We start from the raw sequence: 13,590 nt of genomic DNA, 5'->3' as shown, positions 1-13,590 counted from the left end.
AATATTAAATTTAAAAAACTCATAATAAATACTTTATCTCATATTGAGTGAGAGCAAAAGTAGACAACCAACATAAAATATAATAAAACATATAAACCAATAATTAAAAAAAATCGTTCAAAATGAAATTAAAATATAATTGAGATATCTTCTGACCTATTTCTGTCATTTTAAGAAATGTTCCGCACGTCCCGGAGTCAATAACTCCCACAAAGATGCAACTGTCCATCCTGGTGCGAAGATATCGTTATAATACCCTTTTCCATTTTTGCCATAGTCCCAGTTGGTATGTTGAACGACTTCCGGATAAAAACCGGATTTAGCAATTCCACATAGATGCCCTTCGTGAGGTAGCAATTGGCGCATGGAGGTAGAGATCACCTCTGCGAAATGGGCAAAACGTGGCTCCTCATATTCCTTTGACAACCATTGCAGTACCGAAGCAAATTCAAAAACAAACACGTCAATATGGTTGTTTTCTACAGAGACATTGCCCCAACCACGAGTTTTCAGACCGATATCACCCAACATCTGACCTTGAGCAAAAGGAACGTCCCATACATAATACCATGACAATGCAAAATAAGCAGCCTTTCTTGTCAGGTCGGCATAATGACGATGCTCGTCTCCTTTCGTTATTAACGAAAGATAGTAAGTTGCTGTAGCAGCATAAAGAGAAGCCTCTTTATCTTCACAATTGGCATCGAGAGTAGATGAAAAATAGTCAGCTTTAGATATCAAGACTTTCTCCAGATAATCTGCTGTCCTTTTAGCACTGGCTAAATAACGTTTATCCTTAAAATATTTATATCCCATTATTAAAGGCAAAGTGGCCGAAGGCGTACTTCCCCCACTGTCATCAACTACTGTAAAATCATCGTGGAATTTACGGGGGAAACTGCCATCCGCATGCTGCAACTGTAGAAGTATATCAAGCATATTTTTCATCTTTTGCTCCCATTCAGGATGACGACGACCATTCTCCTTTTCATAAGCAAGAAAATGAAGCATAGCATAAATTCCTTCTGATTGACGACGAATACTATGTACAGGATCTTCATACCCTCTATCAAAGTTTACCGATTCTTTAAAGAAACCAGCTTGGGTAAAGCCATTCTTCAAATAACTATCGAATACTTTCATACTGTTTTCTTTCAGATCCTCTCTGCCACATTGCCAACTATATTCCCAAGCATTGAATGCATTAAGAAGCACACGACCGATAAAACCTACTTCTGCCTGGCCGTTACTCTGACAATCAGCAGTCCGCAAATGAATACCCGAATTAAAAGTCAACGAATTACCAGTCACCAGACTATTGACAAAGAAACGGCTCATTACTTCTTTCATATCCTCAATAGAATAAGGAGTATCAACCGGAGCCGGAGCATAAGTGTCATAGCTATACTCCCACGCATTCCGAATAAAATCAGAATAATCATCAGCTTTATTCTCCATAATCTCCCATGTCAGTAACATTGTTTCTCCTTTTTTCAGAGACTGAAAAGCCTCTACCGCCGGAGCCAATGTTAATTTTCGAATATAGCTTTTAGGTGCTTCACGGTAAGGAAAACCGAAAGAAAGTGTTGCCACTCCATTCTGATTTTCGAATCCAGTAAAACCTATTGAAGTTTTACCTGAAAGAATGATTTCTCCCTCTCGATGAGTAGACAAAACCTCATTAGCAAAATTGTCTATACGACTCACTGTCACAAAGCTTTTTTCCTTTTCTGAATAAATACCTGTAAGAGGAGCACTCAATCTATCCTCACGTACCAACCAGCTGTCTGATGTATGAAATGAAGGTGCTTCCTTAGGAGATCGCAGATTGCGACGATACCAGAACCCCGGCATATAGAACTGGCAATCATCATGATTAAAACCGGTTGACAACTGCTCGCTAAAATTAAAATAAACATCCTCTAATGCAGTTAGACTGACATTGATGCGTAACTTACCATTCATATCCTCCATTCTCTGAGTTATTACCATCGGAATACCTTTTGAAGGTTCCAACAGATAAGATGAACGGTCATTCTTCAACTGCCGCATATCCAGCGAGTATTTTTCCGATTCATTTCCCGGTACTTTTAAGGAAATAGATGCTGAAATCTTTTCTGGAGTATAATTGACAGCTTCAATAGCCTCAACATATAACCCAACAAGTATTCCACAAAATAAGCATTTTAAATTCATGTAAATTCAATTAAATGAATCAGTAATAAAATAAATACTGGTTCTGTTAATACATTAATAATTCATTTTCAAACTTGAGCAACAGCTAACATCTTGTAGCTTGTGTGATACGCAACAAAAATATGGAATTCTACCAGCTTAGGATATTAAAAACAGGTCAATAAATGAAATTCCAGTCTCAATTTCCCTCCCAAAGCATACATCCTCTGACTTTTATTTACACAACCAAAAAAATTGAACTCATTTCTGCAGCCGGACATATGTTTTACCATCCGGTCCGACTCCTTTAACTACCAACCTTCTCCAATGTTCCGGCAATTTCGATGGCAATTGTTTAATGCCGTTATCTGTAATTTCCAAACCACAAAAGCCATTGATTACAGTCTGCAAAAGTCCCCCCGCACCAGTTGAGAAATAAGGATTAGTACCTCCTGCACCCTCAGAAAGAACACCGAACGGCGGTAACTGATTAGGACGGAAGCTCTGCACAAACAGCTCATATGCCTTATCTCCCTCACCAAGGCGTGCATATTGCAAAGCCAATACAGAGAAAGACATTGCAGGACCTCCTTTGTCAATCTTCCCCTCATAATACTCCAAATCTTTACGAATTTCTTCCGGACGGGTAATCAGGTTTAATGGATAGACCAGTAAATTAGCATCCGCCTGCTTGATAACCTGTCCACTATAACCATCATACTCCATAGTCACTCCATTTTCAAATTTGGGGATACGTAGCTTTGCTGCTATTTCTTTCCAAATTACCGGAGCTTTAACCCCACATATGAAAGCAGCCTTAGTAGCATCCTGTAATGCGCGAATAACAGTACCGTTCGTAAAGGCATTATCATCACCCTCTGCATATTCATCGGCACAAACAACATTACGAATCGAATAGGAACCATCGTCATTCTTTTCTACACGACTTACCCAAAATTCTGCCACTTTCTCCATTAAAGGGAACCCTTCTTCACGCAACCATCGTTGATCTCCGCTCATACAGTAATAATTCCAAGCCGCAATAGCGATATCAGCAGTGATATGATGCTCAAAAGGACCAGTCAACGCCCAAGTTGGGCACGCCTCTTCTCCTGCATCATCACTTTCCCAAGGAAACATAGCTCCATCATATCCATAACTTAATGCTTTCTGACAAGCAGCTTCCAACCTGTCAGTACGATAGTCCATCATTGTTCGTGCAATCCCCTGATTCATAAAGAGCATAGGCGGATACATCCAAAATTCGGTATCCCAGAAAATATGTCCATTATATCCCTGTGAAGAAAGCCCAAAAGGAGGTATACTCAACCGACTTCCTTTGCGTGCATTGGAATACAGATTATAAAGTGCAAAACGCACAGCACGCTGCGCTTCGTCATCCCCCTCAATCACAATATCACCTTTCCACATCTCGTCCCAGAGTTTCTGATGCCCATCCATCAGACGCGCCAATCCCTCTTTCGCACCATAAATAACTTCACGGTCCGCCTCATTGTACGGATCTATAAAATCACGCCCGGTACAAACAGCACCTAATAAAGTAAAGAAGAATTTCTCTCCTTTCTTTAATGGAATAGAAATCTGCCCATTCCCATTATATTGTTGCTGCACGTTAGAATTCTTATCATAAATAAATGCGGAAGAAGCCGAAACTTTCTGTTCACGGTGTTTTGATAAAGCCCAAGTACGCACTATTTTTATATCATTCCCATTAACATTCACATTGACCAGTTTCGAACCTATGTTTTTATACTCATCAGGCACCTCGATAGGATTTGACACTGTCAAATACATATCCCCCAGTGCCGTAACCTCCACACGAACTAGTCCCGCATAAGGCAAATTTCTTAGAGCACAGATACTATAAGACACATCTGCTTTTCCATCACAAATGAAATGCGTATTATGAGTAGCTTCTTTCATATCTATACACTGTTCCCATCCCGAAATATTATCGCCATTTACAGTCTGTCCATTAATTTGCATCTGTAAATTGAATGGATTGATTCCTCGTAAAACACGGCTCACATCTTGAGGAGTAGCAGAATCAAAAACATGGTTCAGCATGACATGGCGAATAGAAAACGGCTCTTTCCACGGCAGGATACCAATACCTCCATTGGCTACTGTTGCCCCGTAATAAGTTCCGTGATAATCAGTTGTCTGTATCTTCCACAAACGATCCTGTCCATTTGCCTTAATGGTGAGAGCTGATACTAGACAATAAAATACGATCAATAGACTTCTCATATAAAAAATAATATATTTAATTTGTTAATGACATCCGACACAAAAATAGGGCGTATCTGCCAATCATTAGGAAATAACCAGACCAAATGATATAACAAATCAACCAGAATCGTACTAAAAAATAATATTTAAGCCAATTTTGTTACCAAAATTGGCTTAAACCAAAGGGCAGATTATTTTATCTTATTTAAATGCGCACTTCGATCGGTTTTCCGTTCATTATCTTGCTTCTTTTTACAATCTTATGATCCTTTTTTATCAAAACCGACAGTTTGTTATCTTTATCACGCTTCACCTCAATATCGAATATGGAACCAAATGCACAGACACGTTTCAATGACATCATGTTCCAACTTTCCGGCAACTGCGGTGTCATCACAAAAGCATCCAATGCTATGGGACGGATGCCGAACAAGCCCTCAGTCATAATGCGACAATACAAAGCACTTTCTGTGGACAAATGCCTTTGGTTTCCCTCCGGCCACGCTTCCACTGCGTAAGGAACATGATCACCCAACAAACGAGTAGCAGAGTATTTATCCAAATATTCAGTAGCTATGTCTCTAGCACCACAAGAGTAAGCCCCCCGGAAAGCATAGAGTGTAGAACGATCCCAATAAGTAGAAGTACCCGACTGAGTTAACAACCCATTCTCCATCCATAGTTTATCAGAGAATAGAGCCTCTACAGTACCTTTCGCCTGCTCATAAATACCCATAGTCAAAGGAATGCAAATCCATGAACGTAGTACAGTATTACCATCATAATAGCGATAAGTATCATACCCCTCTACATTACGGGCAAAATATACATCAATGTTCTTATAAAGTTCAGCAGCCCTATCCTGATAAGACTTTATCTGTTTATGTTCTTTTTTCAACGCTTTCCCCAGATAAGCAGCTGAAATCAAGGCATCATAATATAATGAAGATGTACATAGATTAGCTTTTCCGGCAGGAAAACGATTTTCAAGTTCATCTGAATCTGATTTTACTACCCCGTCTACGTTCAGTTGGCGATGACAATACTCCAGACACCATTCAATCAGCGGCCACAATTTTTCAGCCTCATTACGATTACCGGATGCCAAAGCATAACGTGCTGCACCATAGCCAACCATTGCTACATCACCACGATCACCCGCAACACCAAAACAATCAATCCCCTCTGCAATTATAGACGAGGGTAAAGGTTTATACTCATCATTCATATAGCGCATAAACAAGCCGAATGAATCCATAGCCGAACGATTTCCGGCTTGATAACCTAAATATGGAAAAAATGGATTGATATATTCAGCCTGATCATTTGCCCAAACAGCAGCATAATAAGCTTCTCCGCCAGGGCTTTGCATATATCCGCCTTTGGTATCAAATATGCTTTCCGAACCACGTATCTTGGCAAAAGAAAACATGGTATTGATTACGTCATTCGGAGTTTCTAACACAAGGTTACCTTGTATCCGTCTCAAAAATCTCCGACGTGCCAAAAGTTCATTATTAACATCCAGCGCCAACTCCTGATCATGTTTCTTATATCCTGCATAGACTACCTGAAACCAAGCTTTTTCTCCGGCTTTCAGTAGATAAGTACCATTTTTTACTGGAGAAGAAAGAGTGGCCGTTAATGTATAGCTACCCTCCACTCCTTTTGTCTCATCAGTAGAATAAGAAAGAGTGGTCGATGGGAATTGAACTGTCTGTGGGTGATCTGTCGTATTCTCCAACTCATATTTCTCACAGAAGGCCGGTTGTGATGTGGAAGGAAAAAGCGTACGTGTCAATGAAATCCCCCTAGCAGCATATATACTCTTTACAGTCATAATTCCATTCAACGATACAGTCTCCACCTTTTCCCCTACTAACGGCTGGCCATTTACAAGACATAAATGTGCCCAGTCCCCATTAAAATGGTGTTGTAAACTACCATGGGTATCATTAGGGATAGTACGAAAAGTAGGTAAAACCATATTCCGGTCAATCACCCATTCACCTGCCTCATTAACACCATAGCGCAATACCGTTGAAACTTTCAGTCCACTCATTTCAATGTGGTCATTATGCGCCCCATTCACTTTCCAGCAAATACTATCGGAAGAAGCAATCATCCATCTCATTATCTCACTGGCATTCAAAAAATCAGTATATAATCCAATTAGTAATAGTGCAAGCCACACTGTCTTTTGTCTGGTCATCATATCTTATAGTATTATTAAAAAAATTTACACTAATAAATTATAAAATCTCAATATAATAGATGCAATAGAATGAAATACAGCTTTATGTATAAACTACTCTTCTTTCGAATTAACAAAATCTTTAGGCAATACTCCAAATTGCTTTTGAAAACATTTAGCAAAGTAAGACGGAGAATTAAATCCTACCATATAACAGATTTCATTCACACGGTTTTCTCCCTCTTTCAGCAATTGGGCCGCCTTTTTCAAACGCTCCAAGCGTAAAAACTCATTCGGGCTCAAATCCAAGACTCCCTTTATTTTCCGATAAAAGTTAGACCTGCTCATATTCAGCTTATCCGCCATATCATCCATGCTAAATTCAGGGTTGCCATAATTAATTTGGATTACTTCGTTCAACCTCTTAATAAACTCCTCATCAGCTTTTGTTAAGGCCATTGTATTAGCAGCTATAAAAGGAGACTCTGCAAAAGCCTGACGTAATTTTTCCCTATTCTGAATAAGATTAGAAGCACATGCTTGCAGATATTCTACAGAGAAAGGTTTTTCAATATAAGCATCTGCCCCCAGTTCCATCCCTTCTATCTTTGATTGTATATTGGTCTTGGCAGTCAGCAGGATGACAGGAATATGACTGTAATTCAAATCTGACTTAATAGTCTTACATAATTCAAAACCATCCATCACGGGCATCACAACATCACTTATCACTAAGTTCACATAATTGCCATCGAGCACCTGTAAGGCTTCTGCACCATTAGTGGCTGTCAGCACTGTATAATCTCTCGACAATTGACGGACAACAAAAGTTAGCATATCAGGATTATCTTCCACTACCAGCACAGCGGGGCGATTATCTTTCTTTCCTGCCTGCTCTGCAGGAATTTCGTTAACCCTTTCAATTTCAACCTCCGCCTCCGGAGTCAAAGTGATTGTCGTATCCTGAACAACCGGTAAAGTCAAACAGAAAATATTACTTTCCTCTCCTGCCTCCATAACCAACGTTCCCAGATGGAATTCAGCCAGCGAGCGGGAGAGTGCTAAACCGATTCCAGTACCGGTAGTCACCTTTCCGTCCTCTTGTTCATTAAAACGAACAAAAGGTTTAAAAATCTCCTCTTTCATTGCATCAGGAATAATTACTCCATCGTTCACTGTGCGAATACGGAATAGATTATTATCATCCCTTTGGGGAGCTTCCAACATTACATGTACATAACTTTCGGCATATTTCATTCCATTGTTCAGCAGATTGCTAATAATCTTCGTAAATGCTTCCTGATTAACATGAGCATAGAAGTCCTTCTCTGGAACCTGTAGGGTAAAATCCAACCCTTTCTGTTTTGCAAGAGAAGTGAAACGTACATGGGTTTCTTTCAGTACTTCCGTTATATTGCATTTTGCAAAGTTCAACCGGAATCCCTGGCTTTCCGTCTTGCGAAAGTCAAGTAGCTGATTGGTCAGATTAAGTAATCGTTCCGTGTTCTGTTTCATGACGTTCAAGTCCTCACGGGTTTCAGCATCCACTTGTTTTTTCAGTATGATGTTTTCCAACGGACCTTTAATCAATGTCAGCGGTGTACGTATCTCATGAGCTACATTCGTGAAAAAGTCAATCTTTGCATGATAAACCTCACGCTCCTTCTCCTGCTCAAACTTCTCCATCTGCCTGCGATGCTTATTATTACTACGTCTTTTGAAATACATAATTATATACAAAGAACAACCTATAATCAACAAAGCATACACAAAATAAGCCCAAGCAGAAAAATAAAAAGGCGGAAGGATATGCACTTTTAATGATATTTCGTTTTCATTCCATACTCCGTCACTATTAGAAACTTTCACCTTGAATGTATAATTGCCATATCGCAGATTGGAATAAGTAACGATAGGACTTTCGCCAATTGTCAGCCAATCTGCATCAAAACCATCCAGTTTATACATGATTTTACTCATTCTTGGAGCTTGAAAGTCTAATGCTGTTACCCGGAAAGAAAAAGAGTTCTGGTTAGACTGGAGAATGAGTTCATCAGAGAAAGTGATACTCTTTTTCAATGGAGATCCCGGTTCACCGACATACACTTCTTTACCAAACAACAGGAAATCCGTAATCACAATAGATGGAAGCGACCTATTCTCTGAAAAAGTTTTCGGGTTGAAAGCGATAAAACCGTCGATACTTCCCAAATAAATCGTACCGTCTTCCGTCTCCAGACTGGAGCGGTAATTAAACTGATCGCCCAACAGACCATTAGAGGTAGTATATACTTTCATTGTTCCGGTAGTAGGTTGGAAACATACGAGCCCATTATTCGTTGTCAACCAGAAAAATCCGTCTTTATCTTCTACAATCTGATAAACAACATCGTTTGGCAATCCGTCTGCCAGATTATAGCTGGTAAAAGTTTCCGTTTCCGGGTGGAACAGGCAGAACCCTCCGCCTTGAGTTGTCAACCAAACTTGCCGGTGAGAATCTTCGAAGATACTTACCACTTTATCATACGGAAGGCTTTTCGGATCATTTTCATTGTGCAGATAATTCTTCCATTTCTTCTCGCTTACATTATAACAGTAAGCGCCGTTTGCATAAGTGGCCAGCCAAAGGTTTCCTCCGAAATCTTCTTTTATGTCATATACAAACCGGCCATTCAGCTCTGGTATCCGGTCAAAATCGTCAGATTGTCTATTATAACGCAACAAACCGAATAAAGTACCCAGATAAATATCCCCTGTCGTCGTTCTACAAATAGAGAAAACACTGTTATCTATCAATGAGCGGGGCGAATCTGTCTTCTGATAGGTTTTCACAATAGCTCCCGTACGCGTATCCACCACTTTCACTCCTTTCGAAAAAGTGCCCACCCAAAGGTTATCATCAACTAAACACAGCCCATGAACATTTGTAAAAGCATTGCTTGGTGTAAAAAAAGAAAAAGTCTTGGTCTTAGGATTAAAACGATTCAGACCGCCATCTTCTGTACCAATCCACAGAATTCCTTGGTTATCCTGACAGAACTCACGTACCCGTTTCCCATGCAAACCTTTATCAGTCCCTTTGGGATAATATTTCTCGAAGTTCGTATAAAAACGGGGATAGTAGTTTATACCACCAAAGTAAGAACCAATCCATATGCCACCCTCACGATCTTTACACAATGAATAAATGGCATTATCGGATAAAGAATAAGGGTCATTGATCGAACTGCGCAAATGGGCGTACTTACTTAACCGGAAATTATAAATATAAAGTCCCGACTCTGCACCAATCCATAGTTCATTGTCAGAAGCGACCAACAGTTCACGACAGAAAACAGGCTCTCCACTTTCATCTTCTGAAAGCAAGTCATGCAATTTGTTAGAGGTCAGGTTCAGCTCTTTCACCCCTCCCTTTAAAGAACCTACATACAGACAATTGTATGCACCTTTCACAATACAGGTCACTACGTCGTTCGCATAAAATTCCTTGTTATCCAGAGGCGAAAGATAAGGATGAAGGGTTTGCAGACGGTCTTTCGAATAGAATAGTCCATCACCATAACAGCCGATCCAAAGGGTTCCGCTATTGTCAAAAGCAAAGGTCTCAACATTAGTAGTAAGAAAGGAGAAGTTCTGTAAGGTATAGTTTTGAAGCTCTCCTTTCTCGAGATTATAACAGAACAGTCCCTGTGATTCCACTGCCACCCAAACGCATCCTTCGTTGTCTCCGGAAATTGCGGTTACAGTATGTTCTATTTTAGTGTTTTCCTCACTCAATTCGGTAAAGTGCCGGAAAGAGTCTTTTTCAGGATCATAGATATAAAGTCCCACGTCAGTACCTACCCAAATATCTCCTTTCGTATCTTCATAAAGTGCTGTGATAAAATTATTTCCGATACTCCGTCGAGTACGGTCATCATGTTTGAATTTACGGAATGATAAACCGTCATATCTATTCAAGCCATCTTTGGTGCCGAACCACATAAAGCCTTGCCTGTCCTGCAAAATCGCATTAACCGTATTCTGGGATAAGCCGTTTTGTACACTTAGATTTTTAAAATAATAATGTTCATCCGCCATTTGTGCATGGCAGCTTATCTGATAGCCTATTAAACAGATTAAAAGTATTAGAACTTTCTTCATAAATATACATATTTTCTATCCTTCCGTTTGAGTTACCAAATGTAGGCAAAATCACAGCGGAAAGATAGTAAATATGTCTCAATGAATGAAAGAATAGTCCTATTTTTCTATTCGGATACGCCGCGTCAACTGCTACAACGGCTTTTGGTGTAGCTAAAAAAGGAACCAGACCGGAAGACACATCTTTCAGCACCTCCACAAAAACACCTCCCAAACCGCAAAGTACCACACTGTCACTTTTAGCAATAACAATACCTTATTTATACCTGAAACAGAATTATTGAGCATCTCTATCATATAGCGTTCTCATTCCCTGACAATAGTTACCGTATCTATTTTGTATCTATATGCCCCAAAAAGCCCTGTCAGATATCAGTAGTTATCACCTCAACTATTAATAACTACCTCCTTAATTATTAATAATTGAAAAACCCATCAGAATACTTTAAAATCAAACATAGCTACTTAGGAAAACAAATATTAGCACATCAGAGAAATACCTAATAACCAATCAAGAAAAACTGGCTTAATACAGAAGAGAATTCAGCCAGTAAATCCTTGCGCAGTTCGCTGTCAGCAGCAAACAAAGCGGTAGACAATATTTCTCCTATTGCCCCATTAGTTGTAACTACAGATATCTGTCGAGCACCTTCCACCAATTTTCCATCTCGAGGAGAAACAATATGCCGACGTTCAGGAGAGTCATTACCAGAGGTTGTAAGACACTCATTATGAAGAAGTATATTATTGACTTTCCATCCCGTTCCTACCGGATGATTACCTAAAGCAAGGACGGAACTGTTTCCCATATTTATCAATGCATTTTCTATCACACACTCATTCAATATGCTTTTAATTGTTTCCAAAGCATACCCTTTGAGGAAACCAGATAAGTTGACAGCAACTCCCGGTCGTGAAAAATAGATACTATGATCTTCAGCTGATAAATGGACCGATTGTATCGTGTTCTGATTGTAATTTTCTGAATGGACTGTAATATCAAAACACCCCAGAGTCTTCCCATTATATTCCAGACATAGATCAATCATTGAATAGAGTTCTTCGCTAAGAACGACCGGAGAAACAAAAGCTGTCCGGTTGACATAAGCCAATTCACTGGCCGGATTATAAAAGTTCGCCATCTTTTCCAACCGGCACAATGCATCATAAATACAATTGACCACAAACAACAATTCTCCTTCCGTTTTCTTGCTATACAGGATAATATCCACCCGTGTATGCATGGAAAGAAACCAGGCATAAAGCAGTCCACTGCCTTCATGGGACGGCTTATACATATGTTGAATAGGGACTTGCATCGTATAGCAGGACAAATTAGGCACGGATTACCCAAATTACACGATTGCTATTTCATTAGAACAACCGTGAAATTCGCGCAATCCGTGCCTGAATAAAAAGTCATAAAGAATTTTGACGTATCTCCCACAATAATATGGAATACGCCTTACTTCAGTTCTTTAATTTTCACGTTCTTGAACCATACTTCGTCTCCGTGATCCTGAAGAAGTATATTTCCTTCCTCCGGATTTCCGAAATTAGGCCAGTTTTTATATTTACTGTATGCTACCAATGCATTCCACATATCATTGTTACGATCATATTCAATCAATTTAACTCCGTTCAACCAATGTTCTACATGGTTACCTTTTACGATAATGGTAGCAGTATTAAACTCTTTCTTGTTGAAAGGTTTATTCTTAGGAGCCGGAATCAAATCATACAACGAACCTAGCTTTCTGTTACCTTTCACACCCAGTTTTGCATCAGGATGTTTGTCATCATCAAGAATCTGGAATTCACAACCGATAGCAGAGCCTGCACCTTTATTCATATCCGGGTTTACGAAATATTTAATTCCGCTATTGGCACCTTCGGTAATCTTAAAATCTACTTTCAGAATAAAGTTCTTGTATTTACGGGTAGTCACAATATCACCGCCATTAGCAGATTCAGCGCCACCACTCTTCATTACTTTCAGAATTCCATCTTCTATCTTCCAGCCTTTTGCAGGGAAAGTAGAAAGCTTAGCTCCTCTCCATCCATCAGTAGTCTTACCATCCCATAATAGAGTCCATCCTTCTTTTGCTTCATTCGGAGAAATCGTGTTGGCAATCAGATTCACTTCCGGTGCAGCTTGCGCTTCCGGTGTCTGATAGCGTTCTACGTCTGTCGTACAAATGCGGATATCTTTCCAACTAACAGTTTTACCTTCATCTGCCGCATTTCCAATGGCATGCACTTGCAAAGCAATGAAGCCCACAGGAGTCATATCATCCCAGATATTAGCACAAGGTACTCCGTTTATCCAAGTACGGATTGAGTTACCCACAGCCTCAATACGAGCTTTATTCCATGCATTATTCTTAAAAGCGGTTTTTGCCGACGGATTCAGCGTCAAAGGATAAAGCCAGTTTCTACGTGCCTCATCATAGATACCACCTGACCAAGCGCGTTTGGAAGGATCGATCTCAAACTGATAACCGTGTACACGACCTTTCTTATAATCTTTCTTGCTTTCACTACGAAGCTGTACTCCGGAATTTAAACCGTCATCTACCTTGAAGTCAAACTCAAGGATAAAGTCACCATAATTCTTTGTCGTTGCCAAAAAAGTATTGGGTGTTCCCATTTTAGATACACCGACAATGGCACCATCTACAATTTTATACTCGGCTTTGCCATTCAATTTCTTCCATCCTTTCAGGTTTTTCTCATTGAAAAGAGGTTCCCAATTCTGCGCACCTAAAGAAGCGGTACAGAATAAAAGTAAAGTTAATACGATATTCTTCTTCATAATCATTGAT

At 39.7% G+C, this 13,590-nt stretch carries 6 protein-coding genes; all 6 read right to left on the bottom strand.

Going from position 1 to position 13,590, the window contains the following annotated elements:
• Positions 1 to 165: 165 nt before the first annotated feature.
• Entirely contained in the window at positions 166 to 2,196 is a 2,031-nt protein-coding gene (locus tag BSAG_RS09255; RefSeq protein ID WP_004317113.1) for a hypothetical protein, read from the bottom strand.
• Positions 2,197 to 2,436: 240 nt separating this feature from the next.
• Positions 2,437 to 4,446: a glycosyl hydrolase family 95 catalytic domain-containing protein gene (locus tag BSAG_RS09260; protein WP_008770549.1), complete on the bottom strand. Its 2,010-nt coding sequence runs from the start codon at positions 4,444 to 4,446 to the stop codon at positions 2,437 to 2,439.
• Between the two features lie 187 nt (positions 4,447 to 4,633).
• A complete protein-coding gene (locus BSAG_RS09265) occupies positions 4,634 to 6,643 on the bottom strand; it encodes a hypothetical protein (protein WP_004317111.1) in 2,010 nt (669 codons plus the stop codon).
• A 93-nt stretch (positions 6,644 to 6,736) separates the two neighbouring features.
• A complete protein-coding gene (locus BSAG_RS09270) occupies positions 6,737 to 10,765 on the bottom strand; it encodes a two-component regulator propeller domain-containing protein (protein ID WP_008770548.1) in 4,029 nt (1,342 codons plus the stop codon).
• 500 nt (positions 10,766 to 11,265) lie between these two features.
• The gene (locus tag BSAG_RS09280) at positions 11,266 to 12,063 is read right to left on the bottom strand and encodes an FAD:protein FMN transferase (RefSeq protein WP_004317108.1); all 798 of its coding nucleotides are present in this window, start codon (positions 12,061 to 12,063) and stop codon (positions 11,266 to 11,268) included.
• Between the two features lie 167 nt (positions 12,064 to 12,230).
• A complete protein-coding gene (locus tag BSAG_RS09285) occupies positions 12,231 to 13,580 on the bottom strand; it encodes a DUF1080 domain-containing protein (protein ID WP_004317107.1) in 1,350 nt (449 codons plus the stop codon).
• Positions 13,581 to 13,590: the final 10 nt, after the last annotated feature.

Source organism: Bacteroides sp. D1 (assembly GCF_000157095.2).
Taxonomy (GTDB): Bacteria; Bacteroidota; Bacteroidia; order Bacteroidales; family Bacteroidaceae; genus Bacteroides; species Bacteroides xylanisolvens.
The sequence above is the reverse complement of the archived record's forward strand: the minus strand, read 5'-3'. Positions and strand labels throughout refer to the sequence as shown.

Coding starts and splice junctions, on each gene's coding strand:
- BSAG_RS09255 (WP_004317113.1), bottom strand. CDS start 2,196: ATGAATTTAAAATGCTTATTTTGTGGAATACTTGTTGGGTTATATGTT.
- BSAG_RS09260 (WP_008770549.1), bottom strand. CDS start 4,446: ATGAGAAGTCTATTGATCGTATTTTATTGTCTAGTATCAGCTCTCACC.
- BSAG_RS09265 (WP_004317111.1), bottom strand. CDS start 6,643: ATGATGACCAGACAAAAGACAGTGTGGCTTGCACTATTACTAATTGGA.
- BSAG_RS09270 (WP_008770548.1), bottom strand. CDS start 10,765: ATGAAGAAAGTTCTAATACTTTTAATCTGTTTAATAGGCTATCAGATA.
- BSAG_RS09280 (WP_004317108.1), bottom strand. CDS start 12,063: ATGTATAAGCCGTCCCATGAAGGCAGTGGACTGCTTTATGCCTGGTTT.
- BSAG_RS09285 (WP_004317107.1), bottom strand. CDS start 13,580: ATGAAGAAGAATATCGTATTAACTTTACTTTTATTCTGTACCGCTTCT.